Origin of the sequence: Paenibacillus hebaui (assembly GCF_051934385.1) — a bacterium.
Classification (GTDB): Bacteria; Bacillota; Bacilli; order Paenibacillales; family Paenibacillaceae; genus Paenibacillus.
In genome coordinates this window covers 2968593-2987891 of sequence record NZ_CP196836.1, presented here as the reverse complement: position 1 = coordinate 2987891, position 19299 = coordinate 2968593, and the positions used below count along the sequence as shown (strand labels likewise).

The following is a 19299-nucleotide window of genomic DNA, read 5'->3' as shown; positions in this document are numbered from 1 at the left end:
CTTTCATGTTAAAAAAAGGTTGGCGTTTCTGACTCACGAAACGCCAACCTTGAAATGTTATTTAGTACTTGTCAGCAAGAGTTCGTTGATGAGCGTTGCATTCTGTTTCACAATCTCCGGATAGTTTTTGTCAATCATCTCCATATGTTTGCCGTAACCTTTCACTTGTCGGAATTGTCCTGTGGTGGATTGGGCCCACAATGCAATCGAAGCATTGGCATCCAAAAGTCCTGAAGTCACATAACTGATGTTACCATCAATCGTACCAAAGGTTATGGCTTCGTGAACATACAGGTAAGATTTCGTAATCAGCTCCAGCAAATAGTCATTCGCCAATTTCTCAAGGTCTTGATATTGACTCATGTTGAACTTTTGCTGAATCTCCTGCCTGATTTGTTCTTCAGTCAGACGATGCTCTTCCACTTCTGTTCGGTATTTTGAGTCCAGTATAATCAGGTCACGCACTTCATATCCTCTGCGGTTAAGCTCTTTGGCTACATCAAAGGCCAGCACTCCACCCGAGGAGTAACCCATCAGTGTGAACGAACCCTCCTTTTGAATATCAATCATCATTTGGGCGTAACGAGCAATCCGATCTTCTGAAGTAATGAAATTAAAGCTGTAAACTCCAAACGAGTCCAGGTGCTGAGCAAGTGTCATGTATGCAATACCCATGGAAGCAGCGGGAGGAAAACAGAAAACAATCCGATTATTCTCGCTTGTCCGGGTTAGCTGCATGCAATCTTCGGTGTAGTCCTCCAGGAGATCTTTGGCCTTCTCTACAAAGTTCGCCAGATCAGCAATGGTCGGTTTTTCAAAAATATCCTTAAACGGAATTCTAAAATTCAGCAGACTGTACAAACGGGATACAAAAGACATCACATTTAACGAATTCGCACCCATCTCAAACAGATTTGCATGTATGCTAATCGGCTTCACTGGAAGAATGTCCTCCCAAATATCTGTCATGTGGCGTTCCAGTTCTGTTTCCGGTGGTGTGTAGGATTGCAGAGCTGTCACACTACCCTCATGCTCAGGCAATGCCTTCAAGTCCACTTTTCCATTCACCGTCAATGGGAGCTGATCCATTACAACAAAGAATGCAGGTATCATATATGCGGGAAGTTCGTAAAGCAATCCCTGTTTCAGTTGAACGATGTCCATCTTTTTACTCGGGTCTACAGGTACGATGTACGCACAGAGATAGCTTTGCTGAGCATCATCTTGCCGCGAGGTCACAATTACATCTTTAACTTCCGGTTGTTGCAGCAAACGATGCTCAATTTCTCCCGGCTCAATACGGTATCCCCTAATTTTCACCTGATGATCGATTCGTCCGAGGAATTCCATGTCGCCATTTGGCAACCATTGCACCAGATCACCTGTCCGGTATAGGGTAGTCGCTTCTTTGAACGGATTGGGTACAAACTTCTGCATCGTTAGTTCCGGACGTCCGAAGTATCCTCGGGATACTCCATCACCTCCAATGTATAGTTCCCCTGGCGAACCAGCCGGAAGCAGTTGCTGATGTTTATTCAGCACATATAACTGCACATTTGCAGCAGGTTTCCCAATAGGTACTGAGATTCTCGTGTCCGTCTCGGGATTGTACGGATGGATCATGCAGCCTACAACCGTTTCTGTTGGCCCGTATTCATTAAAGATCTGAACCTTGCCTCCAAAACTCTCGTATACTTCCCGAGCCAATTCCGATTTCAGGTCCTCACCGCCTACAATCAGGCACTTGATACTGGATCGGGTATTGTCCATATCCTTAATCAGATTCAGATGTGATGGTGTCAATTTAACCACGCCTGCTTGCCGATCCCTGAATACATTCAGGATCACCGGTTCATCTCCGCTTGTTGGATATACCACTATTTTATTTCCAGTAACCAGCGGTGTAAAGATCGAAGTGATCGTCAAATCAAACGCAAAGGAGGAGTACAGAGCAAAATCAAGTTCCTGATTCTGCAAATAAACGTCCTTCGCCCAGAAAATATAGTTGATCAGACCGCTGTGCGGAATCATTGTGCCTTTTGGTTTCCCGGTAGATCCTGAGGTATAGATCATATACGCTACATCCTCCGGTCCAGCATATTGCTCCAATGGTTCTGCTGAATAATGGCTATAATCTGCATCAATCGATACGGATGTTCTGCCTAACCCGGTATGGCCTTCTCCCATTTCCAATATGATCGGTGAACCGCTATCCTCCAGAATAAATTCAATCCGTTCTGCGGGATATTCCGGGTCAATGGGCACATACGCTCCGCCCGCCTTCATAATAGCCAGAATGCCAACAATCATCTCGGGTGAGCGCTCAACCATAATGCCTACCATGGAATTTGACCCAACACCGATAGCTTTTAAATGTCTTGCCAACTGATTCGATTTTATTTCGAGCTGTCTGTAGGTCAGCACATCAGAGCCCAAAGCTACGGCGACATGTTCAGGGGTCTTGACGGCCTGTTCACCGACCAACTGATGCATCGTTTTGCCCTTCGGATAGGCTGATGCCGTATCGTTGTACTGGTCCATCAGTATGACCTGCTCTTGTTTCGTCATGATTTGAATATCATTGACCCGCATGTTTTCGTCTGTCACTATTTGTTCCAGCAGGGCCAGCATATGGTTTTCCATGACTTTCATCAGGAATTCATCATACTTGCTGGAATCATAAGCAAACTTGATTACAAGCTCTTCACCAGGTATTGCAATCAGATTGAAACCATAATTCGTCTGTTCCTGACTATGGACGTCCTCAATGACAAACCCAATATCGTTCGCGCCCTGTTCCAAGAGACTTGAATCCACCGAGTAATTTTCAAAAACCATGATATGATCGATTAAATCTCTTTTCAGACTGCTCAAAGACGCAATTTCAGCCAGACCCAGATGGTGATGCTGACTCCCTTCAATCGATAAGGCCTGCATTTCTCCAACCAGTTGTTTGAAGGTATGTCCCACATCCCATTGAATGCGTGCAGGAATGGTGTTGATAAATAAACCAACCATGTTTTCGATCCCTCTTACCTGCGCTTCTCTCCCGGATACCACCGTTCCAAATACGACATCTGAAGTATCGTTGTACTTGGCAAGCATGATTCCCCAGACACACTGCATAATCGTATAAAATGTGACATGGTTCCGGTTGGCAAGGTCATTCATTTGCTTCGTGAGCTGTCTGGAAATGCGGAATTGATGCTCCTGTGGAGTGGCCCCCTCGTTCAATGAACGAGAAGATCCTGCTGGAAGTTGAATCTTGTTCTCGTATCCCCCCAGATAATCCTTCCAGTAAGAGATGGCTTCATCCTTGTTTAACGCCTGCAACCATTCCACATATTCACTATAAGGTACAGGCTCGTGGAGTTGAAGGTTCTTCCCAGAACGTTTGCACTCATACAGGTGGACCAGTTCTGCAAGAATGATGCCTCTTGCCCAGCCATCAAGCAAGATATGATGGTTACTCCAGATTAACGAGTATTGCTCCTCATCGGTCTGCAGCAGTTCAAATCGAACCAGTGTATCTTTTCCAAGATCAAAGCCTTTTCGTTTGTCCTCCAACGCAGCTGACAGTACACGAGTACCTCTGTCCTGTTCTGGCAAACCTCGAAGATTTCGGTATACAAAAGCAGCCCTTCGGTTTTGACAAATGATATTCCGCGGCTCTTCCGTAACATGGTATTCAATGGAAGCACGAAGCATTTCGTGACGTTGCATCAATATGTTCAGACTCTCCTGAAGTAGGACAACGTCAAGGTTTCCTCTGATGTTCATGATCAGTTGCTCAAAATAAACCCTGTCCCCGCGATTCTCAAGTGCATGGTACAGCATCCCGCGCTGCATGTTGGCCAAAGGATAGATTTTCTCAATTCGCTCTGTGCCGAACTTTTGCGTTATGACCTCCAGATTTTGCAGGGTTAGATGCGGATCTCCATAATCGGATGGCGTTTTTTCGGCCTGCTGTTGCTGCGCGCAATGTCCAATGACCCGTTGAAGCATTTTTTTGTAGGTTGTCGCAAAGTTCTCTACGATGGATTCATCAAACAACCTGTGGTTGTAAGTGATGTTAATCATCAATTGACCTTCAGCCACATATGCAATAACTTCCATTGGATTGACCCGAATGACATCATCCCCGACCGAATTGCCCGCTGACAGCCAGGAAGAACGAAACAGACCACTATTGATGTCCTGATCCATCTGTCCCAAATAGTTAAACAACAGGAGCGGTATCTGTTCTTTCAACGTTGGCAATTCATTGGTCATATACTTCAATATTCCGTAACCAATTCCTTTAGCTGGAACTCTTCTTAGCTGCTCTTTTACTTCCTTGATCGTTGTGCCAAGCCCTTCCTCATTTCCGAGATCGATACATACCGGATATTTGCTTGTGAACCAACCAACCGTACGACTGATATCCAGCTCATCTCCCATTAGTTCACGACCGTGACCTTCCATCGTTACCTTAACTTTGTTCGCTCCTGCACATTCCTTAATGGAGAGAGCCAAAGCAGCCAGCAGAATATCGTTAATTTCGGTATAGTAGGCCTGGTTGGTCTCTCGCAAAAGTTGAGTGGTCATCTCCCGGTCCAGCGATACACTGCACATTCGATTATCACCGTAACGGTATTCATTCAGATGAACTTCATGCCTTGGAAGAAAGCCGGCCTCTTCCTGATCCGTCTTGATCCAATACGCACGCTCCTTCGCTAGACGCCCTCCCTTTGCATAGTCCTTCAGGAAAGATGCATAGTACGGGTAAGAATCAGTAATCGGATAAAAAGAAAGACGCTGTCCTTCCAGAAGCTGCCGGTATCCTACTGCTAAATCCTCCAGCAGAATTTTCCAGGATACACCATCAATGAGCAGGTGATGGATTACAATGAGCAGGTGATCTCCCTGATCGGTTCTGAAAATGACGGCTCGCACCAGAGGCCCCTCGAAAACTTCAATCGATTCCTGTATGTTGGAGGCAGCCTGCTGCACCCTAATGTACAATTCCTGCTCATCAAGACCTGTCATATCCTGTACGTCCATTTGGAAAAGACCTGCTTCATAATCGAGATTGGCCTGCACCACCTTGCCTTTTTCCTCACGATAGGACATCCGCAAGACATCGTGATGCATCATTAACCCTTCCATGACCTCCCGGACTGTCTCTGGCATAAATCCTTCCTTGCGGTACAACATCAAGGACTGATTAAAGTGGTTCATTCCTGTACGGTGATGCTGCGTAAAATAAGACTTCTGAATGGGTGTAAGATCAATCGGACCCGTCACACGCTGCTTCATCCGATTTACATGGGAATCATCTCTCATATAACGTCCCAGTAACTTGATCTGTGGATTGGCAAATAGCTCTTTCATGGTCAGCTTTTTGCCAGCTCTGGACAGTCTGGATATAATTTGCAAGGCCTTGATGGAATCACCACCGGAAGCAAAGAAGTGATGGTGAATGCCTATTGGCTTGAAGCCGAGCACCTCTTCCCATATCGAAACGAGCAGGCTCTCCTCCTCATTTCTTGCAGCCTCATAAACCGTCTCTCCACCAGTGCTTGCATCTGGTTCGGGAAGTGCACGTACATCGATTTTCCCATTGCCGGTCAGAGGCAAGGTATCCAATTGCATAAAATGCGTAGGAATCATATATTCCGGCAATTCGATACCCAGATGAACGCGAATTTCGTCCAATGGTATCGTTCTGTTTGCGGTGAAATAGGCACAGAGCACGGCAGAATTGTCCTGGTTTGCTCTAGGTACTATAATTGCCTCGTGTACACCTTCCAGAAGCAGCATTTGTTTTTTGATTTCATCCAGTTCAATACGGTAACCACGCACTTTCACCTGATTATCCTTCCGACCTGCCAGTTCCAGCTCACCATCATGTGTCCAACGGGCAAGATCTCCCGTTTTGTACATGATCTGCCCCGGCTTGAATGGATCTTCAACGAATTTTCCTCGGGTCATTTCTGCCTGATTGAAATACCCGCTGGATACCGCTTCACCCGAAACACAAATTTCACCGAATACACCCCGGGGCACCAGATGGTTATAATTATCAAGCACGTATACGGCAGTGTTATCAATCGGTCTGCCAATAACCGGTTGCTGCGTAAAGAAACGAACGTTCTCAGACGATATCTTATGAAAAACTACACCAATCGTCGTTTCAGTTGGACCATAATGATTCATGATCCGGCTGTTTGGAAACTCTTGAAGGTACTTTTCCACATCGGTTGTATTTATTTTCTCTCCGCCCAGCACAACCAGCCGCAGCACAGGCTGCCATTCTGCAAATGCAGGATCATGGAGCAGCAGATTAAATAATGAAGGTGTCAGCTTGATGAATGTGATATGCTGCTGAGCCATCATTTGTAGTGCTCTGGCCGGATTGGTGTAGTCTTCCTTGGTTGGAATATGGAGCTCGCAGCCTTGCAACAGGGCTGAAAATACACTTGTGTATCCCAGATCAAAAGCACTGGAAGACATCAGCATGGTTCGATCTGTCGCAGAAATTCCCGTCTCGCGGATAAACCATTGTGTGTAATTGACAACATTTCTGTTACGGACCATTACGCCTTTTGGAGTACCTGTTGACCCAGAAGTATAGATCATATACACCTGTTGTTCAGGTGAAGTGGGCAGAGATAGATCCGTATAGTCTAGGTTCTCGATTACGACGTCGTTAACCTGACACACCTCGCCACTGAAATGCATCCCCTTGGACAACGGATGATCCACTAACAGAACGGTAGCCTGACTGTCTTTCAAAATGGCATTGGTCCTGTTCACCGTCTGCTCAGGATCAATCGGCAAATACATCGCTCCCGTTTTGAGGACAGCAAGCATGCTTGTAACCATGGCCACGGATGGATTAACACTTACGGCGACAACCGAATTCGGTGCAGCTCCTTTTGCTCTCAGCGAGCGGGCCAGTTGATTAGCCCTGCGATTCAACTCTTCATAAGATAACTCGTCTTCCCCCGACACAACGGCACGTTGCTTGGATGACTTCCTCACTTGCTCCTCGAACAGTTCAATTAGAGCTGCTTCTGTTCTGTATTGCACAGGCTGACCACAGGATAGCTGCATAATGGAATTTGTCTCTTCTAATGTGATGAATGGAATATCCTGCAACCGCAACGCGGCATCGTTGCTGATATTTTCCAGCAATTCAGTCAGGTGGCCTGCCATGCGCTCTATTGTTTCACGCTTGAACAACTCTGTGGAATACGTAAACACACATTTGATCCGGCCCTCAGCCTCCATTGCGGTTAAGGTGATATCAAATTTGGATCGGATGTTGCTTGGAGGAAGTGAACTGAACTGAACTCCCTCTATTGCAAGTTCCTCACTGTCATAATTCTGGAATACCAGCATCGTATCAAACAAGGCGCTTCGACTCATGTCTCTTGCCAGGGCAAGGTGTTCCACCAATTCATCGAATGCATAATCCTGGTTTTCATAGGCCAGAAGTGTATTTTCCTTGATCGTGTTAAGATACTCCCTGAACGTCAACGTGCCTGCCGGACGATTCCGAAGTGCCAGTGTATTGATGAACAAACCGATTACATTTTGCAGCTCCGGCTGTGTATTGCCCGCTACCGGCGTCCCCACGATAATATCCTCTTGCCCGGTGTATCGATGTAACAGTGTTGTATAGCCAGCAAGCAGAAGCATAAATAATGTTGCGCCCTCTTTTTGAGCCAATTGAGACAGCCGCATCGACACACTTTCGGATAACTCGAACGGGAACAGCTCACCTTCATAATTGCGGTGTTGCGGTCTTGCATAATCGACAGGCAGATCCAGAAGTGGAATTTCCCCTTGATAAGCACTGAGCCAGTAGTCCTTGTGTACCTGCATTACCTCCGTTGTTCTGGACCGTGCTTGCCACTCGGCATAATCCCTGTACTGCAATTGTAATGGTTCAAGCGTTTGTCCTTCATACAGGGCGCTCAGTTCCCTGGTTATGACACCCATGGATACACCGTCCGCAATAATGTGATGCATATCCATAATCAGAATGTATTCCTCAGGCCCCTTCTGCATAAGTTCCACCCGCAGCAACGGAGCCCGAGTCAGATTAAATGGACGTACAAATTCCGCCTGCCATGCTTCTAAAGTCTGTTCACCCAACCCGCGAGATTTGATGCTGAATTCCACCTGTTGTTCAATTCGTTGAACAGGTTGTCCATCAACCATATGGAACGAAGTCCTGAAGGATTCATGACGCTTGACCAGATCCTGAAAGGCTCTTTCCAATTGGCGCACATCCAGATTGCCTGATATGTTCATGGCATAGGGCATATTGTAGGCCAGGCTCGAATCTTCCATCTGATGGATAATAAAAAGTCTTTTTTGTGCAGACGAGAGCGGGTAGAACTCCTTGGTTTCCGCTTTGGTAATCGTGTCATATTTGCTGGAACGAGCAGAATCAATCCATTTGGACAAGGCTCTGACCGTTGGCGTTGCAAATACTTGTCTCAATGGTATGGCCACACCGAATGCCTTGTGGACACGAGATACGAGAGCTGAAGCCTTCAGCGAGTGCCCTCCAACTTCAAAGAAATTGTGGCTTACGCCAATACGGTCATTATTTAGAAGCTGATGCCAGAGTGCAAGCAATTCCGCTTCCATCTTGCTTCCCGGAGCTTCATAACCCCCAAGTGTTGACATGCCCGCTTCCGGGGCTGGCAGCGCCTTGCGATCCACTTTTCCGTTAGAGGTCAGTGGCAATTGTTCCATCTTCACAATGTAGGCTGGCATCATATAATCGGGCAATTGCAGAGACAACTGCTGTCTGATCTGTTGCGTAACCAGATCATCCGCTTCCCCGTTCATGGTGATATATGCGCAAATATATTGTGTATGCTCTTCATCTGCCCTGGCTACAACGAATGCATCCTTAACCATATGAAGCTGAAGCAACTGATGTTCGATTTCACCTAATTCAATTCGATATCCCCGAATTTTGACCTGATGATCCATTCGGCCCAGGTACTCCATACTTCCATCTGCACACCATCTGGCCAAGTCGCCTGAACGATACATTTTCTCACCAGGATAGAACGGATCTTCAACAAATCGTTCTTCCGTAAGACTGGATCGATTGAGGTATCCTCTGGCAAGCCCTTCTCCTGCAACGTATAACTCACCTGCACATCCTACAGGCTGCAATTGGCGATACTGGTTCAGAATATACGCCCTGAGTGTCGGGATGGGCTGACCTATATTACTTCTGCCCGTTTGCATGTCTGATGGGGTGATTTCCTTGTACGTAACATGAACCGTAGTCTCCGTAATTCCGTACATGTTAATTAACTTTGTAGAAGGATAACGCTCATACCATGATGCCAATAATGACGGACTTAACGCTTCTCCACCAAAAATGACTTTTCGCAAAGTCAGTTCCTTCCTCGGACGTTTTGCCTCTTCATGCATCAACCGATAAAAGTAGGATGGCGTCTGATTCAGGACGGTTACCTTTTCACGGATTAATAATTGCACGAATTGTTCAGGCTGTTGGGCGACCAGTTGTGGAACGATAAGTAATGTACCCCCGTACAGAAGTGCTCCATACATCTCCCACACCGAAAAATCGAAACAGAAGGAATGGAACATCGTCCATATATCGTTCTCGCTGAAATCAAATCGATTACGATCATTGATCAACAAACGTACGACATTTTTATGCTCAATCAGTGTTCCCTTGGGATTCCCGGTCGTGCCTGAGGTATAAATCACATAGGCGAGATCGTGTGGCTGAACGGATGTCTCCAGATTTCCTGCATCCACGTGATACGAGTTCTCTTCCTCCAAGACAACGCATGAACCCCGATGAAGTCCACGATCCATCCCTTTTGCAGAAACCACAAGCAGGTGAATGCCCGAATCCTCCAGCATATAACTAATACGCTCATCCGGATAGACAGGATCAATAGGTACATATGCGGCTCCCGCTTTTAATATTGCCATGATGCCAACAATCATATCGATGGACCGATCCGCCATAATCCCTATGAATTGCTCTGTTCCTCCTGTAAGAGAAAACAACGTACGAGCCAGTTGATTGGAACGCTCATTCAGCTCCAAGTACGTCATATGACGATGCTCATCCCGGACAGCGATCCGATCAGGTGTACGGCGAACTTGATGCTGAAACAGCCCATGAATGGTCATATTTCGCGGGTAATCCGCATCAGAGTTATTGAAGGAATTCAGAAGCATTTCACGCTCTTGACCACCCACGAGTTGAATGTCTGTAAGCTGTTGATGGTCGACTGAAGTGACTTGTTCTGCCACACTCCTGAGATGTTGATCCATACGCTCCATGATGGATGAATCATATTTATTGCCATCATACGTAATCACAAGGGTCAGGCTCTCACCAGGTGTTGCTGAAACCAGGAATCCGTAGTTGCTCTGTTCTTCCGCATGCAGTCCGGTAATTTCAAAACCAACCCCACTGCCGGATTGTTGAACAGCCCCATGATCCAAGGCATAGTTTTCAAATACGAAGACGTGATCCATTAATTCCTTGTTCAGTTCACTCAATGCCTGAACCTCGGCCAGATTCAAATAATTGAATCGCTGACTTTCAACAGCTTGTTTCTGAACAGCCTGGAGTACGTCGCCAAAATGCCTCTGATGCTGGTAACCAATCCGAACGGGAATGGTGTTGATGAACAACCCAACCATCTCTTCTATGCCTTCAACTGGCGCTTCCCTGCCAGAGACAACGGTTCCGAATATGACGTCCTCTGTATCATTGTATCTGGCCAGCACCAGACCCCATATACATTGAATGACGGTATTCAACGTTACACCATAGCGAGCACCCATTTCGTTTAATTGGCGAGTTAACCTCTGACCCAGTGATATAGTCTGTTCTATTCGCAAATACGGAACAGCATTCTCTGTAAGAAGCAAACCTGGAACACTCGATTTCGTGTCATAATTTTCCAGATAACGTCTCCAATACGCTTTGGCCTCATCCTTGTCCTGACGAATGAGCCATTCCATGTAATGATGATATCGTTTCGGCTCCTTCAGGCTGTGCGCCTTATTCTCAAGTTTGGCCTTATAGATCTGTAACAGCTCGGATAATATAATTCCCAGACACCATCCATCCAGCAAAATATGATGATGGCTCCATACAAGGGTGTAGGATTGATCTGTGGTGTGAAACAGAGCTGCACGCATAAGTGGCTGTGTATCCAGACGGAAACTGCGAGCCTTATCCTGCTGTGAAAAAGTTTCCAACTGAGCTGCTGAATGATTTGCTTCCAAAGCTGTCCAGTCTTGAAATTCAAATTCAATGGTGAGGTTTTGCATAATGACCTGTCTCGGTTCTTCCAAATCTCGATGTATAAATGAAGCTCTCAATGCTTCATGTCTGTTCATGAGCTCATTGAAACTGGATTGCAAGTAATCCGGGTTCACTTCCCCGCGAATCTCCATGATCGTTTGCTGGAAATACGCAGTTGATGACGCATCTTCCATCGCGTGAAAGAGCATGCCTTGCTGCATATTGGTTAACGGATAAATCCGCTCAATTATCACGCCCGGACAGGCTGACTTAATAAGATCTAACTCCTCCAGTGCAAGGCTTGGATCGCCATAGTCGGAAGGTGTATAAGTCGTTTCACGCTGAGACAAGCAATGGTCCACAATTTCCGTTAATCGTTCGAAAAATGTCTCTGCAAACCGGCTTACGAGCGGCATGTCCACCGTAGTTTGATTTGCTGTTACGTTGAGATGTAACTTCCCACCGGAAACGAAGGTGTTCAGTTCGATTGGGTTATTTCGGGCAATATGGCCACCGATCGTTTGCCCCGCAGAAAACCGGGACTCCCGGAACATGGCTTCCCCAGTCATGGCTCCGTCCATCTCGCCGAGATAGTTAAACGAGATGGATGCTGGGCGCTCTGTCTGCAACTCTGGCATCCGGGCCACATATTTCAGCGCTCCATAGCTAAAGCCTTTATGGGGTACCTTGCGCAATCCCTCTTTCACCTGTTTGATGGTGGTTGAAAGTTCGTCCTCCGCTTCACCTTTCAGCAGCACCGGGTACAGGGTCGTAAACCAGCCCACGGTGCGGCTGAGATCGATGCCTTCCAGCACATCCTCCCGGCCATGTCCTTCCAGATTCACTTTCAGCTTCAGCTCACCCGTCAGTTTCCGCACGGCGAGGTACAGCGCACTGAGTAACAGATCATTGATCTCGGTCTGGTAGGCCCGGTTGCTCTCCCGCAGCAACTGCCGGGTGACTTCCGCACTCAGGGTGCTTTGCAGGGTATGGCTGTCCGCGAATCGATCCGGGCCTGCCGCTTCCTCCCGTTCTCCCAGATTCAGTCCAGCCCCCTCCGCTGCAAGTCTGCTCCAGTAGGCTCGTTCCTTCGCGGCCTGCGGGCTGTTTGCGTAATCCTGCAAGGCTTCCGCAAAGCGCTGGTAAGAGTCGGTCTTCTCACCTGCATCCAGCTCTTCTCCCCGCTCCGCCTGCTGATACAACACTTCCAGGTCTTCCAGCAGGATTCGCCAGGATACCCCGTCCACGACCAGGTGATGAATCGCCAGCAGCAGATGGTCTCCATCCTCGGCTTCAAACCACCCAACCTGCACCAGCTTGCCTTCTTCCAGGCTACATGCCTGCTGCACCCCGGTAGCCGCTTCATAGACCTGGCGATCCGGTTCAGCCCAGCCCCGCACATCAAACCGGTGCAGGGTATACATCCGCTCTCCGGTATGCACCGGGCGGTTGAATTGACGGATGCTGCCGTCCGCTTGTATCTCATACCTCATGCGCAGCGCATCATGATGCTCCAGCAGCCGATCCAGCACCTGCTCAAGCACTTCTGCCTTGAACCCGGCCGCCCGGTGCAGCATGAAGGACTGCGTGAAGTGGTTTCGTTCCGTAGGATTGTTCGCAAAAAACCACTCCTGAATCGGGGTCAGTTGCACCTCCCCTTCCACCGGCCCCTGGTCGAGCCGTTCGCGCTGCTCCCATTTCACATACGGCGAGAGGTCCCGAATCTTCGGATAGGCAAACAAATCCCTGACCTCCATCCGCAGCCCCGCCCGGGCCAGACGTGATCCGATCTGGAGCGCCTTGATGGAGTCTCCACCGGAGACAAAGAACTGGTGATTGATGCCCAGCTCCTCCATGTTTAGCACGTCACGCCAGACTTCCACCAGCAGACGCTCCACCTCGTTGCGCGGTGCTTCCGTCTCCGGTCCGGCAGACAGATGGTGATCCGGCTCGGGTAACGCCTTGCGGTCCAGCTTGCCATGGGATGTCAGCGGCAGCTGCTCCAGCTGCACCACATAGGCCGGGATCATATAATCCGGCAGCTCCGCTTCCAGCCAGTCCCGAACGGTAGCGGCTGTCCACGCTGCTTCGCCTTCGGCTACAACATAGGCGCACAACGCCCGGTTTCCCTGCGGGTCCTGGTGGTCCAGCACCGCTGCTTCCCGGATCACCGGATGTTTCAGCAGCTGTTGTTCGATCTCGCCAAGCTCAATCCGGTAGCCACGGATTTTCACCTGTTGATCGGTACGCCCCATAAATTGCAGGTTGCCACCAGGCAGCCAGCGCACCAGATCACCTGTCCGGTACATTTTGCTGCCGGGTTCATGCGGGTTGTCCACAAATTTCTCGGCTGTCAGTTCAGGATTATTTAAATAACCCCGTGCCAGACTTTGACCAGCAATGTACATCTCCCCGGTCACACCTGTCGGACAGAATTGAAGATGATCATTCAAAATAAAAATTCTTGTATTCGTAAAAGGTTTGCCTATAGGAATGACACCCTCTATGGAATCAACTTCATGCAGAGTGGTAACCACCGTATTTTCCGTTGGTCCGTAAGCGTTGATCAGCCTGTAATTCGGAAGGGTATGAAGTTTGAGCTGTTCTCCCCCGGAAACTAGCAAACGCAAAGACGAATTGGACAGTTCAACAAATGATTCACATACCTTGGAAGAGAACGTTGCAATCGTTATTCCATACTCCAATAAGTATTCATTCAGCCTCAATATATCCAGTCTCAGCTCGGTCGGAATGATATGAAGTGTGGCCCCTGACATCAGTGCAGGGAAAACTTCACTAATCGAAGCGTCAAAGGTCATTTGGAGATAGTTGGCAACCCGGTCTCTCTCGGTTAACTGTAGAGCATCTATATATCCACAACAAAAGTTGGTCAAGGCACCTTGCTCAACCTGTACCCCCTTTGGCATACCTGTAGAGCCTGACGTGTAGATGATATATGCCAAATCGTCAGGATTTGTCGTCATCACTGCGGAATCAGTCTCAGACGGAATCCCAAGCGATTCTGCAGCATTCCAATCCTTCAATGCTGCCTCATCCAGAATGAGTGCCACACATTTGGAATCAGCAGCCCTGAGCCGATCTGACCCATGGTTCTGGGTCACAACCAGTTTTGCTCCACTATCCTGAAGCATGTACCGGATTCGCTCAACCGGAGTTGATGGGTCCAGTGGTAAATAAGCTCCTCCTGATTTCATAATACCGAGAATGCCCGCAATCATTTCTACAGACCGATCCATCATAATACCAACGACCGTTTCTCTGGTTATGCCAAGCTGACGCAGGCGATCTGCAACTAAGTCCGCCGCTTCATTCAGCTCATGGTAGGTCATGCTTCTGCCATCATGTACTACCGCAATCTGATCAGGTGTTCGTACAGCATATTGTTCAACCCACTCGTATACCCTTTGGTGCAGTGGATAAGAGCGGGCGTTATCATTATAGACGTGCTGCAGCATTTGCTTCTCTTCTTCAGATACCACTTCAAACTCACCCAGCTTGCCGTGGGGATTGCTTAATATCCCTTTTAATAATTGAATAAAGTGATGGCTCATGTTTTCAACCGTTTGAAGTGAGAACAGATCACTGCAATATTCCAGTTCAAACTCAAGTTGGCCATTCTGTTCAACAGCAGCAAGAGTCAGATCAAATTTGGCAATGGGTAGCTCCGTCTCATAAGGCTCAACGTGTAAATCGCCCCATTGTTGTCCGGATGTACGCTCAAGCTCCAGATTTTGCAGCACAAACATCGTATCCACCAATGCGTTTCTGCTTCTGTCTCTTGAGACATGAAGCTTGTTGATGAGCTCATCAAGCGGATAATCCTGATTTTCGTATGCCTGTAATGCATTTTCCTTCACTTCTCCAAGGAAATCACTAAAGGACCTTACCGCTACAGGATAGTTGCGCATGGCAAGTGTATTAACAAACATACCGATCACCTGTTGGAGATCTGCGTGTTTGCGCCCCGCAATCGGAGATCCCACGACAATGTCATCTTGTCCTGAATATCTGGAAAGTAAAGTTGTATAAGCGGCCAGCAGTACCATATATAATGTTGCTTCATGATCTCTGGCCAATTGATGCAGTTCACGTGTGAGCTGTTCGTCACAAACAAATTGCACCCGGTTTCCTTTAAAAGAGTATACTTGCGGTCTTGGCCAGTCTGTTGGCAATTGAAGAACCGGAATTTCTCCCTCAAATCGATTAAGCCAGTAGGTTTCCTGTGTCTTCAGTCCTTCACTATTAAACCAATCCTTTTGCCACTCAGAATAATCCTTGTACTGTAACTTCAGCTCAGGCAGAGATTTCCCCTCATACAATTCATGGAACTCCTGAACAAGCACCCCCGTTGACACACCATCTGCAATAATGTGATGCATGTCCATCACGACTACATGTTCCTGTTCACTGATTTTCATGAGTTCGATCCGCATTAACGGGACCTTGTCCAGTTCGAATGGACGAATTCGATTCGAAAGCGTTTCTTCCAGAGATCGGCTTCCCAGTTCAAAATGTTCGACAGCAAACGGAACATGTGAATGAATCCGTTGGACGGGTTCGCCATCCACAATGACAAAGGACGTCCTGAATGACTCATGTCTCTGTACCAATTGCCGGAATGCCTCTTCAAATCGCACCACGTCCAGTTTTCCAGATACCTTCATCACTGCAGGCATATTATATGAAGTTCCGGTATCCGAAATCTGATGCAACATATGAAGTCTGCGTTGAGCAGAAGAGAGTGCATAATAGGGCTTTGATTCGGCCGGTTGGATGGAAAGATAGTCCTCTTTGGCAGCAGATTCAATGTAATGGGCAATACCTCGGATGGTTGGCGCAAGGAAAAGCTGTCGAATCGGCACCATCACCTGAATCTCTTTGTGAATTCGTGATGTCAGTGCTGTCGCTTTAAGTGAATGACCGCCGGATTCAAAGAAGTGATCATGAACTCCGGCAGTTTGCACCCCCAAAACTTCTTTCCATATGGTGCAAATACGATCCTCCAGCACGGTACTTGGTGCTTCATATTGGTCATGCTTCAAATGCTCTATGCAATCTGCCGGTTCAGGCAGTGCCCTGCGATCAACCTTCCCGTTTCCTGTTAAGGGAAGCTCATCAAGCAGAATAAAATAGGAAGGGACCATGTAGTCCGGCAGGCGCTCCGATACATACGCACGAATCCCGGTGGTCGTCAGCGCTGGATCAGCCTTTAGATATGCAATCAATATGTCCTGATCTGCTGCATCTTTTCTCGTCATTACGATCCCTTCGCGAATCCCTTCATGCTCCAGCAGAACATACTCGATCTCACCCAGCTCAATGCGGTAACCACGCAATTTAACCTGGTGGTCCAAGCGTTCGAGAAATTCAATATCGCCGTTTCGGAACCGGCGTACCCGGTCCCCTGTTCGATACATCCGTGTTCCCTTGAGCAAGGGATGTGGAACGAATCGGGAATCGGTCAGTTCCTTGTCATTCAAATACCCCAGACTCAAACCATCTCCGGAAATGCATAATTCCCCTGGAATACCAGCTGGAACCAGATTCTGGTATCGGTCCATCACCCAGACCGAAGTATTGGCAATCGGTTTTCCGATGGGAAGGTTCGTGACCGCTGCTTCGATGGACCTGATGGGATAAGCTGTGGTAAATACCGTACTTTCTGTTGGTCCGTATACGTGAATCAGGCGATCCGGGCCTAGAATATCCAGCCCTTTCCTGGCCTGGGCCACAGATGCCCGCTCGCCCCCAAACAATACTTTGCGGAAGCCGCGGAGACACTCCGGCTCACGATCCACGAGCAGATTAAATAGTGCGGTCGTCATGAAAGAAACCGTGACTTTCTCACGAACGATAACTTCAGCGAGCGCTTGAGTGTCCAGAACCGTATCCTGTTTGAGCAGAACCAGACAGGCTCCGTTCAAAAGTGCGCCAAAAATATCAAAGACAGATCCGTCAAACGCATAATTCGAAAGCTGCAATACCCGATCTTCCGGGCAGATATCGATGTAATCCGTCTCACATACAACCCGAATTACGTTTGCATGAGAGATGATAACTCCTTTGGGCAATCCGGTTGAGCCTGACGTGTAAATCATGTAGGCCAAATCTTCCACGCAGCTCTCACTGTCATGCTTCGCTTCCATTAACTGTGTGGCAGCCGCCATCTCCATGACTGCAGGCATATGATCCATGTAGTCGGCATTCAGCGGTAACATTAGAAAATCTGGAGGTGCCTGGCTGATCCATTCGGGCTGTGTCAAGAGCAGCGCAGCCCTGCTGTCCCGAAGCATATGACTTATTTTTTCTTCCGGCCAACCCGGGTCCATGGGTAGATAAGCCGCCCCTGCTTTCAGAATCCCAAGTATGCCCACAATCATGTCTACCGAGCGGTCTGCCAGCAGTCCTACCACCGCCTGCTCGGGTAGCCCAAATTGATATAACCGGGATGCCATTTGATCCGCTTTTTCCTGCAATTCACAGTAGGTGATGTGCACATCATCCATAATAAGGGCGGTGGCATGAGGCGTTTTCTGGACTTGTTCATCAAAAAGCTGGGGAATGGTTTTCCATTTGGGATAATCCGTCACAACCCCCATGGAATGCCGCTCAAGCGTCAGAAGTTCATCATCCCCGACCAAAGTAATGTTCTGGATCTGGATACTCTCATCTGACGTAATTTGATGGATAATCGTTTTCATATGCTTCTCAATCTGATCCATCAGAGCCTGTTCATAGACATGTTCATCATAAATGAGTAGCAGCGTTAATTTCTCTCCAAGTCCAGCAGCCATTGTAAACGGATAGTTGGTTCGTTCCTCTCCAGTAATCTCGCTGATTTCAAAGCCCAGATTGGACCTCTCTGCCATCTTCCTGGTATCCAGAGCATAATTCTCAAACACAACGACATGATCAAGCAGATCATGTTTGAGTTCAGTGCGGGCCTGCACCTCGGCCAGACTTAAATATTGATACGCCTGACTGCTCAAGGCGTCTGACTGAATCTTTTTCATGAGCTCCACAAATTGTTGCTCTCCGGAAAAGGTGACACGTGTAGGAATGGTATTGATAAACAAACCAACCATATTCTCAATGCCATCAACGGCTGCATCCCTTCCGGATACAACAGTTCCAAAGACGGCATCTTCGTTGTCATTATATTTGGCGAGCAGAAACCCCCACATCGCTTGAATGACGGTGTGGAGTGTCACGGCATGTTTCTGCGCCATCTCTTTCATTTTTGTGGTGAGGGCTTGGGAAAACTCTATTTTCTTCTCTTTTCTGGAGAAGGTCATCTCACTTGTTGGTCGGTTTATCGAAGGCAGGCCGGTCTTCTCACTGTATCCTGACAGATAATGATCCCAGTACCCAAGACCCGATTCCTGGTCCTGCTGCTGGAGCCACTTCATGTAATTGCTATAAGGCCGGGTTTCTGCCATTTTAGACTGTAGGCCATTAGATTTGTCAGCATATATATCCAGTAATTCATTGAAGAGAATGCCCATGCTCCAGCCGTCCAGTATCATATGGTGAAACGTCCAGATCATCTGGAAATGCTGTTCACCCGTACAAACAAGAGCGATTCGAAGCAGGTTATCCTTGGACAAATTAAATCCTTTTGCACGATCCTTCTCCATAAAATCTTGCATTAAGGCAGCGATTTCATCGTCTGACCTGCCCCTTAGATCTTGAAAGGTAAACCCGATGGGCCGCCGCGAAAGCACAACATGAACGGGTTCCTCCAATTTGGTATGAACCGAGGCTCTCAATATTTCATGTCGTTCAAGCAAATGATTAAAGCTTTGCTCCAGAATTTCGGGATGAATCTCCCCGCGTATATCCAGTACCGTTTGTTCAAAATAGGCATCTTCAGACGGATTTTCGAGCGCATGAAACAGCATTCCTTTTTGCATCGGGGACAATGGGTATATTTTCTCGACTTTTGCCTTCATGGACCGATA

At 47.7% G+C, this 19299-nt stretch carries 1 protein-coding gene; it reads right to left on the bottom strand.

All coding sequences use genetic code 11. The features are described from left to right. Window positions 1-57 precede the first annotated feature (57 nt). On the bottom strand, window positions 58-19290 hold the full coding sequence (locus tag ACR32F_RS13330) for a non-ribosomal peptide synthase/polyketide synthase (protein WP_440119143.1): 19233 nt from the start codon (window positions 19288-19290) through the stop codon (window positions 58-60). Window positions 19291-19299 lie beyond the last annotated feature (9 nt).